General features: G+C 55.4%; 12 protein-coding genes and 2 pseudogenes. 11 read left to right on the top strand and 3 right to left on the bottom strand.

The genetic code is table 11. The features are described 5' to 3' along the window. Positions 1-106: 106 nt before the first annotated feature. From LVS58_RS00055 to LVS58_RS00045, 3 genes are all read left to right on the top strand, one after another. Entirely contained in the window at positions 107-592 is a 486-nt protein-coding gene (locus LVS58_RS00055) for a hypothetical protein (protein WP_233689397.1), read from the top strand. 138 nt (positions 593-730) lie between these two features. Next, positions 731-3124: a TonB-dependent siderophore receptor gene (locus LVS58_RS00050; RefSeq protein ID WP_233689396.1), complete on the top strand. Its 2394-nt coding sequence runs from the start codon at positions 731-733 to the stop codon at positions 3122-3124. 161 nt (positions 3125-3285) lie between these two features. Then, positions 3286-4023: a hypothetical protein gene (locus LVS58_RS00045; protein WP_003249871.1), complete on the top strand. Its 738-nt coding sequence runs from the start codon at positions 3286-3288 to the stop codon at positions 4021-4023. Between the two features lie 101 nt (positions 4024-4124). Here LVS58_RS00045 and LVS58_RS00040 read toward each other — a convergent pair whose 3' ends face one another. After that, positions 4125-5000 (bottom strand): WYL domain-containing protein, encoded by an 876-nt coding sequence (locus tag LVS58_RS00040; RefSeq protein ID WP_014859377.1) that lies wholly within the window; start codon positions 4998-5000, stop codon positions 4125-4127. 119 nt (positions 5001-5119) lie between these two features. On the opposite strand from LVS58_RS00040, the gene LVS58_RS00035 reads away from it, so the two are divergent. After that, positions 5120-5380, top strand: coding sequence for a hypothetical protein (locus tag LVS58_RS00035; RefSeq protein WP_070096287.1), 261 nt, complete (start codon positions 5120-5122; stop codon positions 5378-5380). 304 nt (positions 5381-5684) lie between these two features. Then, positions 5685-6365: an EcsC family protein gene (locus LVS58_RS00030; RefSeq protein ID WP_003249877.1), complete on the top strand. Its 681-nt coding sequence runs from the start codon at positions 5685-5687 to the stop codon at positions 6363-6365. A 561-nt stretch (positions 6366-6926) separates the two neighbouring features. Here the strand turns inward: LVS58_RS00030 and LVS58_RS00025 are convergent. Together LVS58_RS00025 and LVS58_RS25165 are read right to left on the bottom strand one after the other, a co-directional pair. Beyond that, a complete protein-coding gene (locus LVS58_RS00025; RefSeq protein WP_233689395.1) occupies positions 6927-7799 on the bottom strand; it encodes a hypothetical protein in 873 nt (290 codons plus the stop codon). 588 nt (positions 7800-8387) lie between these two features. Then, positions 8388-8516, bottom strand: a pseudogene (locus LVS58_RS25165) (IS5/IS1182 family transposase); the annotation flags it as partial. A 121-nt stretch (positions 8517-8637) separates the two neighbouring features. Here LVS58_RS25165 and LVS58_RS25160 point away from each other — a divergent pair. The 6 genes and pseudogenes from LVS58_RS25160 to LVS58_RS00005 form a co-directional block, all read left to right on the top strand. Continuing rightward, a pseudogene (locus LVS58_RS25160) lies at positions 8638-8754 on the top strand (IS5/IS1182 family transposase); the annotation flags it as partial. 71 nt (positions 8755-8825) lie between these two features. Continuing rightward, the gene (locus tag LVS58_RS25035) at positions 8826-8924 is read left to right on the top strand and encodes a reverse transcriptase N-terminal domain-containing protein (protein ID WP_276217120.1); all 99 of its coding nucleotides are present in this window, start codon (positions 8826-8828) and stop codon (positions 8922-8924) included. Positions 8925-9054: 130 nt separating this feature from the next. Further along, positions 9055-9270: a helix-turn-helix transcriptional regulator gene (locus tag LVS58_RS00020; protein ID WP_233689394.1), complete on the top strand. Its 216-nt coding sequence runs from the start codon at positions 9055-9057 to the stop codon at positions 9268-9270. A 347-nt stretch (positions 9271-9617) separates the two neighbouring features. Next, positions 9618-10586: an inovirus-type Gp2 protein gene (locus LVS58_RS00015; RefSeq protein WP_233689393.1), complete on the top strand. Its 969-nt coding sequence runs from the start codon at positions 9618-9620 to the stop codon at positions 10584-10586. 173 nt (positions 10587-10759) lie between these two features. Next, the gene (gene drmD, locus LVS58_RS00010; protein WP_233689392.1) at positions 10760-14026 is read left to right on the top strand and encodes a DISARM system SNF2-like helicase DrmD; all 3267 of its coding nucleotides are present in this window, start codon (positions 10760-10762) and stop codon (positions 14024-14026) included. Next, positions 14023-17710: Eco57I restriction-modification methylase domain-containing protein (locus LVS58_RS00005; protein ID WP_442796418.1), on the top strand; the 3688-nt coding region annotated here is incomplete at its 3' end. The genes drmD and LVS58_RS00005, both read left to right, overlap by 4 nt.

The raw sequence follows: 17710 nt of genomic DNA, 5'->3' as shown, positions 1-17710 counted from the left end.
GCGCAACTAATACAACCGGAGAATGTCATTTAACTGCGCGCCAGCAATGGCGCGAGGATGATGCTGGCGCTGGCCAGTAAAACTATGCCGAGGCAAGGAGCTTCCTGTGCACAACGACGACTATTCCGACCAGCTATCAATCCCGGCGGACCAACTACCGCCAGGCGTTTTCCCGCCGATGCCGGGCTACACCATCGCCGACCTGCTTTATGTTGCCTACCAACCCACTGAAACGCTACTTGAAAAGCTCGATATCGACCCGGGCCTGATTCGCGAAACCAGCATCGCGTTTGCCAGCCATCTGTATCAGGCGCTGGAAAGAGAGGATATCCAGTATCAGATCGCGACCTGGTACCAGAAGCCCTATGACCACCCTGAAAGGCGTGTGCGCAGTGTGGAATCCATCGCTGAAGAATCCGGGAGCATAACGTTAAGAGCTGTCGCTGATTCATTGAAGGGCTCACCGCTGCGGCAACTGGGTAAAGACTTCTATATGGAATACGTCGAGCTGGCCGGTTATGCCATCAAGAACCACATCCTGAAGTTGAACGACCCCGAGTTTGACCCGTTTGCGAGCCGCGAAAGCGAATAAGGTTTAAGTGCTGGAGGCGCCCGCGATGTGGTGCCTCCCGCTACCCGAAAAATAAATGAGGTGTTTTCTCATTCTCGTTCGGCTTGTAGAGAAGGCCGGAATACAGGCCAGCCCGCCGACACTCTACGGAGCGAGAAAATGAGTTTGACCCCGGTTCCACAGCGCCATCCATTGAGCCGTGCCGTGCGCGGCGCGTTTTTGGGTATGGTTGTCAGCAGCTACGCGTTGCCATCGCTTGCACAAGCCGTAAACGCTGAGCACAACAACCAGCTGCAGCAGTGGAACATTCCGGGTGGCCCTTTGGCACCGGCGCTCGACCGCTTTGCTCGCCAGGCGGGTATCAGCCTGTCCTTCGATGCCCAAAATGTAGCTAACCGCAGCACCCAGGGCGTTCAGGGCAACCTGGAAACGTCGGCAGCGTTGTCGTCGTTGTTGCAAGGCACCGAATTACAAGTCGAGCAGCAAGGCCCCAACGCCTACCTGGTGATTCCACAACCAAAGCCTACCGGCCCGCTGGAACTTGGCGCCACCGAGGACTACCGCCTGGCGCCCGTCATCATCAACGCCAAGGTCAAGGCCAGCGCCGACGATGACGCCAACTCGGTGGTGGCCAAGGAGCTGTGGGTAGGCGGCAAGGTGGCGACCAGCATCCTCAACACCCCCGCGTCCGTGTCTGTGGTCACCAACAAGGAAATGCAGCAGCGCAGCGTCAGCACCACCGAAGAGGCGCTGCAGTACACCCCCGGCGTGGTCAGCGACTACTACGGTTCAGACGACCGCAACGACTACTTCCTGATCCGCGGCTTCCAGGCCACCACCTACCGAGACGGCCTGACCCTCAGCTCGATGCGCGGTGTGCGCGAAGACCCATTCGCCTACGAGCGTATCGAAATTCTGCGGGGTGCCAACTCCACCCTGTTCGGCCCGGCCGACCCGGGTGGCTCGGTCAACTTCGTGACCAAGCAACCGCGCTTCGAGAAGTTTGGCCAAGGCTACGTGACCTACGGCTCCTATGACCATGCCGAAACCGGGATCGACGTGGGCGATGCCCTTAACGACGAACAAACCCTGGCCGGCCGCTTCACGGCCAAGATGCAGAACAGCGACCGCGAGTACGACCACTCCCAGGACGACAACCGCTTCGTGATGGGCGGCCTGACCTGGGCGCCGACCGACTACACCTCGGCTACCCTAATTCTCGACTACCTGAAAACCGACAGCTCGCCGAACAGCGGCGGCTACCCGCTGGACAAGGAATACGACCGCAGCGATTTCTATGGCGAGCCCGGCTACAACTTCCACAACGTCGAGCGCACCAGCCTCAGTGGCAACATCACCCACGACTTCGACAATGGCTTCACCCTGCGCAGCAACCTGCGCTACAGCGAGCTGACCGATGACTTTGGCTACGCTTACCTGAGCGATAACGCCTCGCGCGTAGGCACCACCATTCCACGCTATGTCTTCGGCACCGACAGCGATGCCGATCAGCTCAATGGCAACTTGATGCTGCAGTACGATGCCCAGTTCGAGCACATCGATAGCAGCACGCTGGTGGGCGTCGAGTACCTCGACTCGACTACCAAACAGAGCTCGGTCTACGGCCTGGCGCCCTCCATCGACATCGCCAACCCGGTATTCACCGGCGTGCCTGGCGGTATCACGCCCTATACCCGCAAAAAGAATGACGCCACCACCAAGGCGGTTTTCCTGCAGCAGAACCTGTCGTTCTTTGACCGCGTCATCGCGACCGCAGGCGTGCGCAATGACTCGATGGACCTGTCGAGCAAGGAATACATCGGTGGCGAGCAGACGGAAAAGGACAACTTCTCCGAAACCTCCTACCGCGCGGCACTGACTTATATCGTTAACGATGAAGTGTCTACCTACGTGAGCATGGTGGAGTCCGTCTCGCCCCCGCAAGTTGGCGTTACCCCGCAGACCGGCAAGCAATACGAAGTGGGCATCAAGTATTCGCCCATGGGCATGGACGCACTCTTCTCCGCCGCTGTTTATGACCTGACCCAGGAAAACGTCACCATTGCCGTGGTGTTGCCAAGCGGCATCATCGAGCAGCAGACGGTGGGCGAGTCACGCGTGCGAGGCCTTGACCTGGAAGCCAAGGCACAAGTCACGCAAGACATCAGCGTGATTGGTGCTTACTCCTACATGGAGTCCGAGGTGCTGCGCGGGTCGCTATATGACGGTTCTTCCTTGAAGGGCAATGAGTTCACGACGGCGCCCAAACACACTGCATCGCTGTGGAGCTACTACGACATACCTGGCACTGACGTGAGCGTCGGCCTGGGCGCGCGGTATGTGGGGGCGTACTACATGGATGCTGCCAATACCAAGAAGAGCGATGGGACCACATTGTTTGATGCGGCGCTGAACTACAAGATCGCCAAAGGGACCGACCTGGCGCTGAATGTGAGCAACCTGTTTGACGAGCAGCATGTGGTGGGGTCGGGGACGGCGAATTACTACAACCCGGGGCGTGAGGTGACGGCGAAGGTGAGTTATAGCTGGTAGGGGAAATGTGTACCGAGTGGACGCTGGGCATTCAGCCAGCCTCCACCGTATTCTGATCAGCTAAATGAGGTAGGATAAAGGCTATTTGCCATTATCTGCCTGGCGTGTCTTGGGCATTGATAACGCGGCGCAAGCCATCAACAACGCCCAGGAAGGAATAAATGCGCACACAGGTAATTATTGAGGATCATGTCCTGCCGCAGTTGCTTACTTCGGCGATTGAGGCGTACGAGGTGTCGCACAGGGCGCACGCGCGGGGACGAAGCAATAAGAAGCTCGAAACATTCGGCTTGCTGTGGGGGTATGCCTTACCCGTGCGCAACAACCTTCCTGCCCGCTTGGTTGCGGTGGTCGCCACGGTCGAAACCTCGGCACTCAGGCACTCGGAATGGGTAAAGCCCGATTTCGAATCCATCGCGATGAAGCGCGACTTCTTCGCAGAGTACTGGCCGCAGTTGGAGCTCATCGGCACGTTCCATTCGCACCCCTACGAAGACCTGAGCGAGGTCAACGATGCGAAAGGTTGGCGCGCTTCTGACGCCGATATGGAGTTTTGGCCAGCGTTTCATGAGTTCGTCTGCCCAGACATGGATGAACTGGCGCATCTGGTCATTGCCATTACCGCCCTTGGCCGTAAAGGCTCTGCGGAGCCCCAGCGCCTGCTGGGTAGTGAGTACTCTTCCGGCTATGTGGTCAGTGCAGAAAAGCGCAAGCTCTGGATCAAGGGCTACACCTCGTCGCTCTACGAGGAAATCGATGATGATGCTCCGTTCGATGAAGATTTCATGGCCGGAAACATTGAGATGGAACGCTCCTACGATGTGTGGGAAGACGAAGATGTGCTGCTTGAAATCCCCTCGCTGGAAGCACGTTTCAGGCACGAATTGCTGCGCAAATGAGCCCTGATAACCCCAGCAAGCAATGGAACAGGTGGTCGTAGCTGAGCGCGGTTGCCGGGCTGAGACTTGCGGCAGCAACTCCCGGCCCCGGTACTCAGCTATTAGTCATTCATCAACCACTGTTTCAATTCCTTGAGGTTGCTTACCACCAGTTGCTGGGCCTCGGGCAGTATCGCCATGTTGCGGTGGTCGATCTGATACCGCTGCAACACATACTTCACCAACGCCCTGCGGCTGGGTACCACCAATTGCCCATCCGTCATGCCGAAGTCGGTTTCGATGATTGCCTTCTGCGCCGCGTTCAACCGCCCATCAGGTTCGAAGATGACGGGCACTTCCACATTCCAGTCTTCATCCTGCTCGCGCGTGTTCGGCGATGCGTCGAGCAAGTCCGGCTGCCCGCGCAAGCGGCTCAGCACGAAGTCGCGGTACTGGCCGTTCTTTTCGCAATAAGCCCGCACGTGCCAGCGCATGCCGGTGTACACCAGCGTGTGCGGGGCGATCAGGCGTACCTCGACGTTGGGGGTGTTGAAGGACACGTATTCGGTTTCCAGGCGCAGGCCTTCACGGCAGGCCTTGAGCAAGGGGCGCAGCACCTCTGGCCGAATAGGGCGATCGGGTACTTCCAGCACCCGGGTGTGTGCATAGGCCAGTGCCAGCCCGTCGATGTGCGGGGCGCGCTCATTGTTCTGGTACAGCAGGTGCAAATAGGCGCTGGCGCTGTTGTCGATGAACCGTGGCTCGAACTGCTCGCTCGGTACATACCCCTTTATCTGCTTGTCATACGTCAAGTTTTCGGGCGCATGCTCGGTGATGTAGGTATTGATGTCCTTAGACGCCTGCTGGCGGCTGATGCCAAAGCTCTGCATCAGGTGCCCCGTGGTCAGCCGGCCTTCCCACCAGGCAACGGTCTCGATCAAACGATAGCGAAGTGCCAGGTCCCAGCGTACCTGCTCGATGGATTGCTTGCGTTTCATACCCTCTCCATGTGCGCGATTACTTTACCTGTATAAGTCTACATTCTAGACGTGTAGTTTTTCATTACATACCTTTGGCTCGCCTTCGGAATGCATCGGAGGCATCAAAGGACATGAACATGACGATGCCGGAAGTGATTGCGACGGGGGCCTTGGTGGCAATGGGGATCATCCTGCTGGTGCTGATCCAGCAAGGGTTGAAGCTGGGGGAGCTTGGCAAGAAGGTGGAGCACTGCCAGCGGGATTTGCGTTGGTTGCAAATTTGGGAGATGGAAAACCGCGAGCTACGGTCAGCGTTGCGGGCGGAGCGAGAGCATGTTGCGCAGTTGCAGCGCAAGGTGGTCATTTTGCAGGACATGGCTGTGACACAAGGCCGTTAAGGGAGGCTTTTGAATAGGCCGCTGCTTGGGCAGGTGCAGTGCTGAATGCCTATGGAACGGTTTAAAACCGATTTCACCTGGCCCGGTGGAGACTTGCAATCAAATGATGGCATTATGCCTCATCAGCCATGCGGCTTCTTGAGCGCTAAGGGCTGCTGCAACCCTGCGCGGGGCACGGACCTTTAGCGGCGCAGCCAGTATCGGGTTGTGTGAGACCCTGCGCCAGACGCCATGTTGACCGCCTTGATACCCATGCTTCGCTTTTGCGGGCAGTTGGCAAACCATTTTACGAACGGAATCCGGCATGACCACTGAAGTAGTAGAAAGCAGCTCATCGTTGATGAAGATGGTGGAAGCCATCGCCATTAGTCCCCAAGATGCGCGGGAGCTGGTCGCCCAGTACCAGGCGCAGGCGCGCAAGGCCTCGCCGTCTGCCTCGGAGCAGAAAATCGAGGACACGGTGGTCGACAAGATTATCAGCCGCTACTCAAAATTGGCCGCCACCTCTGGTGCTGCCACTGCACTGCCGGGTGTTATCCCGGGTATCGGAACTGCGGTGAGTGCTGTGGGCGGCGGGCTGGCGGACATTTCGGTGTGCATGAAGCTTCAGATTGATATGACGATGTGCCTGGCGGTGGCGATCAACGGGAAGATGTCCAATGAGGACGCCAAGCACATGTCGTACATCATCGCCCTCTACGGTTCCCTGGAGCAGATGGGGACTACGGGAACGACCCGAATCGCCAGCAAGGCTGGGGTGCGGATGGTCAAGAAGTACCTCACGGGTCCGGTTTTGCAAGTGATCAAGGATTTGTTCAAGAAGATCGGGATTACGTTCACCCAGAAGGCTGCCGCTAAAGTGATTCCTTTTGGGATTGGGGTTGTAGTGGGCGGCACGGCGAATTATGCGTTGACGAAGTATGTGGGGAAGACTGCTCGGGATACTTTTCGGCTGAGCCTTAAAGAAGAGGGCGTTATGGAGTGAGGGTTGGGGTTTGGGTGAACGGTTAGAGGTGTGCTTGTCGGGGAGAGGGGCTGGCTAGAGGCTGGGCGTCGGTTAGTGCTGAGTTTTTTGATGCCTAGTGCCGGGGGCATTTGAACTTGTCGTGCAATGGATTGATTTGAAAGATTATTTTGATTGTCTGAATTCGCGTGGAATACTTTTTGGAATACCGGAGTCAGGGTTGTCGACGGAAGAGGAAGGTAGGCGTCGGATTGTGTCTCTGCCGTGGATATATCCCCTGTGAGCTTCGGATATTTCAGCCTCCCAACATCAGCCCTATCCCATAGTCACATGAGCTTCCAATTTCGAATAGGCGAAAAACGCAAGCAGTCCCGCTGCGAGCGTTTCCTGGCCGAAATAGAACGGGTGTGCCGTGAAGCTGATTGGTGGCGTTGATCGCATCGCGCGGCGGCGGAAATTGTTGACCGCTGCGGGTGCTATGCCCCGGTTTCGACGCCATAGTCAGCTGGAAACCTCACCAAACTGAGGTGAGACGCCGTGCATTGTTGGTTGCAGAGTAAATATTTTAGGTCTCCCACGGTTCTAAGGTTTGCCTGCTAAATACTCCCCGGTCTCGGACTCCATGGTTATCAACCGTTCCAGGACTTCAGCTCGTTTCAGTTTGTGCTTCTCTGCTAGCCCATCGAGTAGGCTGATGGCGCTTTTTGCCAGCATGACGTTAACCTGCTTCTTATCTACTGCGCGCACATCGAATTGTCTCCGACTCCACAACTGCTTGATCGCCTTAATGATTGCTTTTTGCTCAGTAGGGCCATAGTCAGCGTGGTCGAAGAACATAACTAGTTCAGTGTAGTTCGTTATAGGTGTAGCTATTAAATGTGGGGGTAAACGATTTTTTTTCAGCCAGTCCCAAGCGCATTTACAGCGTAGGGGACCTTCTTTTTTTTCTCCAAACCATTCGAAATCACTGTCTCGTGCCTTGTGCTGTAGCCATTCATTGTGGAGAAGCTCGATTTTTTCAGCTTTCTCTGCAATGTAGACGTCCCAAAGATCGATCATGGCGATGAGACGACTCCTGCCGGTTAGGTGCACTAATCCCTGGGGCAACCCCGAATGAGTTCCCTCTGTAGTCATTCTCTGAATCCTGGGTTGCAGCCATCGGTATTGCCGTTCGCTCTGATCTATCCATTTTATACGTTCAGTGGAAAGTAGATGATGGTCCGTAAGTTCCCCTAGCCGCCTGAGGATGGATTGCCTACTTTCCACAAAACGGGCGATTTCCTCTCGCATGGTTGACCCATTACAGGATGCATATGGGAGTTGAGCTTTCTTATAAATGACAAGGTATAGCCATAGCCATATGTCCCGGCGCGGATCGTTTCGCACGTCCTCAAGCAGGATAGCCAGATCGTCATTCCAGTCGTCTGCCAGGATAAAACTATCTTTTTGTTTCATGTATTTGTTCTATTAGAGTGAGGTTGTGCAAATAAAAAATCTATCATTCGATGTATTCTAGCAGATTCTGTTTCAATCCTATCCACTACCTATGAATTTTTACTGCCTGCTCTATAAATATTCGTTGTTCATTCTAGGAATTTTCTATGCTTTGTAGTTTACCGTTTGTGCCCGAAAACCTGGGGCTATGGGCATTCTTCTTTGAAGCTACACTCTCCTCCTGCGCGTCGGAGACACCTCTGGAGCAAGGTGCAGTCAATGCTGCTCCCAGTAGAGTCGACTTACGCCCGCGCAAGCTGAGAGTAGAATCCACTAGCTACCCCCGCCTACCGGTTAAAACGGCCTAAGCCGAATAAAATCTGCCGCGAATTTTGAAGGGTGTTCCCTCATCAGCGAAATGGAAAGACACAGATCCGCGATCTCTCTCAAAAGAGCAGCCACTATGAAGAGAAAGAAATCACTAGGAGGCTCGGAAGGCTTCGATCAAGTCGCCCAGCAGCCGAAAATGGCCGACTTTTTGTCTCAGCAAAGGCTCGATCTTTAGGCGCTGATTATTGAAGAACTAGGGCAGATCCTGGTGATCATTCCTTACGGACGCACCTCTTCCGCAGGAGTCAAAAAATGCCCGCTTACCATCCACAGGTTTGACACTGCAAACAGTGTGCTCAGTTACGCCGTATTCTTTGCAAGTCCACAGAATTGTGCTTTCACATAGCCCTGATGCTGTAATGCTTGTACTCCGGTCCGGAGTCGACCGGAATTTGCCATGGAAAAGACTGCGCTAGGGAAACTCCGAACAGCACAGGCAGTCTGCCTCCTGCGGAAATATGCTCAGCGCCCGACCCCTGAAGCCACTAAGATTATGAATTTCAGGCATCTCCAGGAGAAATACTAGTTGACGGCTGGGATTCTTGAAACCTTCAACGACTACCTGCGAGACAAGGGCCTGCGCCTTTGAACTTAATATCGGCCTGACTCCTACACTGGAGCCAGGTCGAGTCGCAAGTAAAACGACTCTAGGTCCGTATCACCAATGCAACACGAGAAGGCAGGTGGGACAAGGTGCAAGGCTTGCAACGACTGCTGATCCTCTCGTTCAGCGGTAAACTGTTGGCCATGAAATGAGCGACGGAGAACAGAGGAAAGTACGCGTGCGTTCTCAGTAGCATCAGTTTCAGTAATACTCGCTCAGGCATGTGTAGTATTTTCTTACAGGACAACCCGATTCTCTGAACGAAAAAGAGGAGCCCCGTTCATGAGGATCATCCGCCTGAAAGAAGTTGTCGACTCGACTGGCCTGGCGCGGTCGACCATATACAAATACATCGCGGAAGGCACCTTCCCTAAACCTGTCTCGCTGGGGGATCGCTGCGTCGGTTGGGTCCACAGCGAGGTGCATGACTGGATCTTGGCTAAAATCGAGGAGCGTGACCTGGAGGAGGGTACTGTGGTGCGCGCTCTGGCCAGCTAGAACTGACAATTTACGCCATGACTGGCTACGGCTGGTCATGGCGTTTATGCCGCTTCGGGTAGATCCCGTGTTCTCAGCTAACTCTCCCAGGATGCGATCCGGCAAATCTCTCGGCAAGGAGGCAATGTTGCTCACTATTGCCAGCTCTCCCCGGTCGGATCGGTAATGTGCTGGGCTGCTTCTATTGATATAGCCAATAGCTAGCCAAGTCTATCAATGTCTAATGTGTCAATAGCCGTTGAAATTTATCTAGTGCTGCGCCTACTGCGCAGGCAGGTATAGGTAATCGGTTAAAAAATACACAACCCATGCCTGGTATGCACAACAACCAACCAGGTGACCCATCTATGACCACTCGCGAGACTTACACCCACCTTTCCCAATCCGACATTGCTCTTCAGATTGAGCGGCTTGTCCAGGTCATCGGAGATTCCGATTCACCGGCATTCCGAATCAAGCCGGTGCGATCGGGCTACGAACGCATCCAAGAGACTCGGCTCTCTCGGTACTTCGATCATATCCAGCAGATGGTCGACTTATTCGAAGACCGTATCGAATACAGATACAACGAGCACCTCCAGGCGTTCAGGGCTGCATGTCAGGACGTTGGGCTGGAGCGCCATCCTGATGGCCCTGCTTGTCTGAATGAGCGGGGTACGGCCTACCTGGATCATCATCACAGCATGAACGTTTTGGTCGCCCGGATCCGTCAGTTGACTCGTGAACGATGGTATCTCCGTAGGAAGCATGATCTCCGACACCAGGCCAAGGAGCAGGAGATTCAAGTATGCGGCTACGTCGATGCCTTGTGTGAGCTCTACTCGCGCATCACTATCATCAGGGTCGACTTCCACTACCGTTGTGAGGCACAGGCCAGGCTGCGAGTTGAGCATGTGTTCGATGATCTGGATCAACTGATTGCCAAGCACAGGCACAATGTGATCTTTGAGCACCTCATCGGCCACATTTATTCGGTGGAGCAGGGAGACAGAAATGATGGTGGGGGCTACCACGTCCATGCAGCCTACTTTTTCAATGGCAACGAGGTGCAGGGTGATGTCTATAAGGCCATCCAGCTCGGCGAGTTGTGGGAGGGCATTACGCACGGTCAGGGGTACATATACAGTTGTAACCACGATAAGGAGCAATACGGAGACGGGTGTGGTATCGGCCGCATCCTTAGGAGTGATCGAGTCATTCGGCGTCATGTGCACAAGGCAGTGAAGTATCTTGTCAAGGATGCTCAGCACCTGCGCTTGAGGCCCGATGGGGCTCGGTGTCTACGGACTGGTCAGCTGAGGCTACCTCGTCGATAAAATTAGATCTGGAACTCAACAAACCGGCTCTGGCTCGATCCGCTCCAGACGGTTAACGTTTAGAATCTGCGTAAACCGTATCCTCTTGTGGCTATTGAGGATTGCCTCGCTCAGAGCTAGAGATCCAGTTCTTAATAGCCATTATGCCGACTTCAAATCGAACGGAATCACCAATGAACAATTCAGACACAGCGGTCAGTCATCTACCTCGGGTTGGCATGCTTGCCACCGTCCGTAACCGCCGCGGTGTGATCTCCTCTGTAGAACCCTTCAGTGATAGCAAGACGTCTGCTTTGCTGCATCTGGTTACTATCGAGTTCAGCGATGCCGATGGTGATGCGGAAGAGTCCCTACTTTGGGAGCGTGAGCGCTGCCCGGTGGTGTTGGAGCCGAATGCGCTGCCCAAAATTGATCGCGAAGCGCCGATGCAGCAGAGAGAATTCCTGGCTTTGCAGCGTGCCGCTCGCTGGAGCGCCCTTACTCCGTTCTTATCCGCAAGTGATCCCTATGAGCGTTCTGAGTCAGTGCCAACTGCACCGGTATATGGAGCGGTCAGCGTTGATGACTTCCAGCTCGTGCCTTTGGCGCGAGCCATGCGCATGCCACGTGTCTCTCTACTGCTGGCCGATGATGTGGGTTTGGGTAAAACCGTCGAAGCCGGTCTGATTCTGGCTGAGCTTATCCGTAAGCGTCGTATACGTCGGGTGTTGATCATCACCCCAGCGGCTCTGCGCACCCAGTGGCAGCAGGAGATGGAGGAAAAGTTCTCTCTCGGCTTCGATATTGTCGACAAAGCTGCCACTCACAAGCTGCAAAAAGAGATGGGGCTGGATGCAAATCCCTGGCGCGCATTGCCGCGAATCATTACGTCCTACCACTACTTGCGCCAGCCAGATGTGCTGGAGCAGTTCATCGCCAACTGTGAATCCATCAAGCAGCGCGGTGGGGCACAACTGCCCTGGGATCTACTGATTGTCGATGAAGCCCACAACCTGATGCCGTCTAACTTCGGTGAGGACAGCGACCTAGCGAAGATGCTGCGGGTCCTTACGCCGTACTTTGAACATCGTCTGTTCTTGACCGCAACCCCCCACAATGGCCATACCCGTTGTTTCTCTGGTCTGTTGGAACAGCTTGACCCGGTACGTTTCACTCAAACACCGGATTTTACCGACAAAGAACGCAAGATGATCGGCGATGTGCTGATCCGGCGGCTGAAAAGCGAGATCAACGACCAGGATCGCCAGGCTGGTAGGGTGCCACGTTTTGCCAAACGCTATCTCGAACCCCTGCCTCTATACATGTTCAAGCCGGAGCAGGAGCTGGCGGTTGCCGTTCGCAGGTTTTGTTCGCAGTTAAAAGGCATTATCCGCACCGCGCCTGAAGCACGCATGGTGCTCAATTTCGCCATCGAGATTCTGCGCAAGCGCTTGCTGTCGTGTCCTGTAGCCTTTGCTGACAGCTGGTTGCGTTTTAGAGAGGGTTTGGCCGCCAAAGAGGCACTGCAGGCTATTGAGGTTGCAGCGGCACGCCGTGCCAGTGAAGAAGATATCGATGATGATCAGGAGCGTGAGAGCCGCAGCCGTCATGCCGCTCAGGTCGTCGGCGCCTGGATGCACCCCTACGTGGCTTTACTGCAGCCAGAAATTGAGGCAATTGATACTGCATTGAAGTCATTGGGGCTCGACAAGCAGCCAGTGATTCAAGCAAAGCCTAAGTCTGATGCCCGCTTTGATCGACTGCGCGAGCTGATTGGCAAGGAGCTGCGTAACGCTGAGCAATGGAAAGTCGATGAGCGCCTGATCATCTTCACCGAGTACAAGACCACGCTCGATTACCTGGTGAACCGGTTAAATGCCGAATATGGGGCTGAGTCCGGCAGCATCTGCCAGCTTTATGGTGGTATGCATGAGGACGAGCGAGAGGCGGTAAAACGCGCCTTTAACGACCCTGATGCCCCGGTACGAATCCTGATAGCGACCGATGCTGCTTCTGAAGGTCTTAACCTGCAGCACACCGCACGCTTGTTGATGCATTACGAGATTCCGTGGAACCCCTCTCGTCTTGAACAGCGAAACGGCCGTATCGACCGCCATGGCCAATCTCGAGATGTCACCATCTTTCACTTCACCAGCGAAGATGACAGTGACTTGCAGTTCGTTGCCCGTGTGCTTAGCAAGGTCAACGATATCCGTGAGGATTTGGGTTCGGTGGGTGAGTTGTTCGATGCAGCGTTCCAGCGCCGCATGATGGAAATGAATCAAGACCGCGATGTGCTAGATGATCTCGATCATCAGATCAGCAGTCGCAGAAGTGCGACCGAAGACGCCCAGGTACACACCCAAGAGCGAGGTGAAGACGAAAAGCAGCGTCTTCAGCAACTCTTGGCGGACCTGGATCTGAGCCCCGAAACGCTCAAGGACACACTCTGTGTCGCCATGAGTCTAGGAGTCTCGCGCGAAGTACTGGATGGCCCGGATGCTAAGGGTCGCATGCGCTTGCGTACACCACTACCAATGCGTTGGCAGGCAGTAGTTGATGACAGTCTACGCTTACCTTCGCAGAGAGGTGTCAGCGGCGCCATGCCTTGGCTGGTGTTCGACAACCACTTCTTTATCCACAACATCAATGGACGCCCAGTCTTCCGCCCATCTCCAGATACCGTGCTGTTGCATCTGGGGCATCCGTTGCTGCGTCAGTCGCTCAATGCTTTTGCGCGTTTGCGCTTTCCTGGCGGGCAGGCCGACTTCCAACCGCCTAGCCGATGGTTGGTTACTCGCGGCCAGGTTCCGGCCGGCGTCGATGCATTGGTGCTGTTCACCGTTGAAGAGATGGCCGTCAACGATCTACGTGAAACCTTCCACCACTGGACCCGCACCCTGGCCTTGCCAGTGAGCAACCGCATGTTAGGTGAACCCGTGTCCTTCAACGGGCCACATCACGGTTTGTTGGCGGAGCAAAGCGTTGCCGACGTAGCTTGTGCTCGTGAGGTATGGGACGAGGTGCAAGACGACATCAGAGCGCTAGTGGGCAGTTATCGAGATGAGCTGACTCAGATCCTGCGCAGCCAACTCAAGACCGCGTATGAGCAGGCGAAAAACCATGAAAAGGAAGCCTTCGAGCAACGTATTCGTGAGGTCGCCGCGCTGCAGAAAGCACAGAGTATCGAGAAGCTGAAGCGAGCGATCGAAGAGCAGCGCGTTGCCAGTATCCAACAGAAATTGTTCGACGATGCCGATGCACTGGCGGAAAAGCGTCTGCGTGATCTGGAGGATGAGCTCAAACGTCGTCAGAACCATTTAGGTGATTTACAAGAACGCTTGACCGAAGAGAAGCGGCGCATTTTGGAGCAGGTGCTACCTCGTCGCTTTTCCCTGCGAGGCGAAGCTCAAGTCTTCCCGGTCACTATTGAAATTCGATTTCCGGAGGTGGTTGCATGAGCTTGCATGCAGAAGGATGGACGCAACTCAAGCACGGCGGCCTACTGATTTCTCCGTCCAAACTGGATGAGTTTTTTCCGCAACCAGCTGCGAAGATGTCCGACTACCAGGCTGAGAGGCTCCGGCGAGCACTCACGGCCTTTGACGGCAGCAATGAAACCCTGAGCAGTATGCTGGACTACATCCTGCAGGATCTTTCAGGGTTGCCAGCAGAGGAATGGCAAAAGGCCCAAGGTGTCGATAGCCGTTGGGCTGTGCGCAGCTTTACGGGTGCCCAAATCAAGCCTCGTCGCCTGTGGCAGGGGCCAAACGGGGAAGTTCTGGCATTATTCGTACCTGATGATGGTGGCTCACGTCAGTTTGCCAGTCGTCTTGGAGTAGGTCGCTCACGTCAGTTGCTTGGGCGGGTGGTGGAGTGGTTGCGTCGCACTGGACAGGCACTAGCGCTGGTAACCAATGGTCGCCAATGGCGCCTCGTGCATGCCGGTACTGATTACGACGCCTGGTGTGAGTGGGATATCGACCTTTGGTTCAACGAAGGTCAGCCCTCTGCCCAAACCGTAGTATGGCGTACCCTGCTCAACCGAAATGCTCTCCTGTTTGAGCACGGCCAAAGCCAAATCCTGCAGGCTATTAGCGCCTCGCGCAAAGGCCAGGCGGAGCTGTCCAGTGTACTGGGTGAGCGTGTTCGCCAGGGTGTCGAGGAACTGATCACGGCTTCCCATATCGCCATCGAACAGGCTCAACAGCAAGGACAGGCGAATGATTACAAAGATCTGTACGTCGCCGGCTCGCGCATCATCATGCGCTGCATCATTACCCTGTTTGCCGAAGCCCGTGGCTTGATGCCAGTCGACAACCCTATATATCAGCAAGCCTACAGCCTGGAAGGATTACGCCATCAGCTGGATCGCCGGGCCGGTGGCCGCGGCAACGAACGCCTGAGCCAGGGCCGCAGCGCCTGGCCGCGGCTGATAAGTTTGTTCAACCTGATCCACGAAGGCTCGGCCCATGAGCGCCTTGCCGTTCCTCAGTATGGTGGTGCCCTGTTCGAGCCGGGTAACCCGTCCAGTAACGATGGCATCTCCCGCGCGCTGGCGTTGCTGGAAAGCAATCAGAATATGGTCAGCGATCTACAGGTGCACAAACTACTGCGCCTGCTGACCCGCACTAAGATGAAGGTGCGTCAGGGCCGCAGTAGCCGCTGGGTGGATGCGCCAGTGGATTTTTCCACCCTGTCTTCGGAATATATTGGGATTCTTTACGAAGGCTTGCTCGATTTCGAGCTCAAACAGGCCAGCGACAATGACCCGGTGATCTTCCTTGCCGTGGGTAACCAGCCGGCCCTCACCCTCTCGCAGTTGGAGGCGATGGGCGACAAGGCTATCAAGCAGTTGTTCGAGGCTCTGAAGAAAAAGGACAAGTCAGGAGATGACAGCGGCGATGAAGGTGAAGAAGATGCCGAGGAAGCTGACGAGACCGATGACAGCGAAGACAGCGCCGACGAAGACGTTGAGTCTATCGAAGACGAAAGCGAAGAAGAAAATGCCACCAGCGAAGACAGTGGCGATGAGCTCACTCTCAGCGAGGACCACCAGGCACGCGCCAATACCTGGTTGCAACGTGCTGCCCAGATTGTTGGCTTGGTGAAAAAGCCCCGTGGGCGCAAAGCTAACGCCACTGGCGATGAAGAACAACTGGCACTGGAAAAAGCTGGTACACAGCTGTGCGCCCGTATGGTTACGCCTGGTCAGTTTTTCTTGGTGCGCTGGGGTGGTACCCGTAAAGGTGCTGGCACTTTTTACACCCGACCGCAGTTGGCCGCGCCCACCGTACGCCGCACCCTGCAGCCGCTGGCCTATGAAGCCGTGCGCAGTGAAACCGACCCGCGCACCGGTCTGGACACTGTAGTGGAGTGGGCGCCGAAAAGGCCCGAGCAGATTTTGGCACTCAAGGTATGCGATCCGGCCATGGGCTCCGGCTCTTTCCTTGCGGGGGCGTTGCGCTACCTAACCGACGCACTGGCTCAGTCGTTGTTCCATCACAAGCTGATCGAACGCAGCGAAGACGGCGGTGTGCCGCGTATGGCCGATGGCGAATTGGCTGAACTGCTCAGTGATGAACTGACCAAGCTCAATCCCAAGGATGATGGGTTTGAAGATGCACTGCGCGCTCAACTCAAGCGTCATATTGTAGAAAACTGCCTGTACGGAGTGGATCTCGACCCTCTGGCTGTGGAGCTGGGGCGCATGGCGCTGTGGGTGGAAACCATGGATCGCGACCTGCCCTTCGGTTTCCTCGATCACAAGCTCAAGGTTGGCAACGCCCTGGTCGGTACTTGGTTTGATACCTACCGTGACTATCCGGTCATGGCTTGGGAGCGGGAAGGCGGCGACAAGGACTACCAGAAGAAGAAGGCTGACAACCTGATCAATCACTGGTACGAAGATGCCAAGGGCAAGCGCAAGGGTGATGTATTTACCGATGCCATCAAAGCTCGGTCTAAAGCTGTGCCCAAGCAGTTGCAGGCGGTCATCAATAGACAGATGAACCTTGATGCCGCGATGGATGCCGGTAATGTGCATGACGAGCTGCTTAAGGTGTTCAAGAAGCTGCATCGCCTGCCTGTACACGAAAGCGAGAAACGCTCCGAAGTCTATCGTAATGAGGTGCTGAACAATCCGCACTACCACGCTCTGAAAGCGCGCATGGACCTATGGTGCGCGCTTTGGTTCTGGCCCGGCGAAGAGATTGAACTTGCACCGTTACCGCGGGAATTTGCCGACCCCAATGAGCAGGCTCTGGCCATTGTCGCCGAGGTGGCGCGCCGTCAGCGTTTCTTCCACTGGGAGCTGGAGTTCCCGGATGTGTTCACAAGCTCTCAAAGTGGCTTTGATGCACTATTGGGTAATCCTCCGTGGGAAACCATGCAGCCCAATTCTAAGGAGTTTTTCTCTAACCACGATCCACTCTACCGTGCCTACGGCAAGCAGGATGCGCTGGCCAAGCAGTTGGAATATTTCCGCGCCTGGCCGCAATTGGAGACTGACTGGATTGCCTACATGGCAGGCTTCAAAGCCTTTGCCAACTGGATGAATGCGGCAGGGAAACCCTTTGGTGACCGGGTCACTGAAGATAAGGAAGGCAATAAGAGACACGACCTGAATCTGGGAGGACGTGGTAAAAAGAGCTTCGAAGCCTCGGCGGCCGAGCACAAGAAATGGCAGCAGCAGCGTAAAAAGAACAAGGGCTTTGCCGATCCAGCGCATCCCTTTATTCACCAGGGCTCAGGCAAGCCGTACCTGCAAAAGATGTTTTTGGAACTCAGCCACGCCCTGCTACGCAAGCAAGGCCGCATGGGCATGATCGTGCCCAGCGGAATCTATACCGACAAGGGTACTACTGACCTGCGCGAGCTGTTCCTTAGTCATTGTGACTGGCAGTGGCTGTTTGGTTTCGAGAACCGTGAAGGTATTTTCGATATCCATCGTTCCTTCAAATTCTGTCCACTTATATTGCAGAAGGGCGGTGAAACCCAAGCTATTCGCGCCGCCTTTATGCACCGAAATGTGGACGATTGGGAGCGGGCCGAGCGCTATGTGCTGGCCTATCCGCGTGCGCGGGTGGAGGAGTTCTCACCCTATTCGAAGGCCATTTTGGAGATTCGTAGCGAGCAGGATCTGC

The organism is Pseudomonas sp. JR33AA (genome assembly GCF_021378985.1).
Taxonomy (GTDB): Bacteria; Pseudomonadota; Gammaproteobacteria; order Pseudomonadales; family Pseudomonadaceae; genus Aquipseudomonas; species Aquipseudomonas alloputida.
The sequence above is the reverse complement of the archived record's forward strand: the minus strand, read 5'-3'. Positions and strand labels throughout refer to the sequence as shown.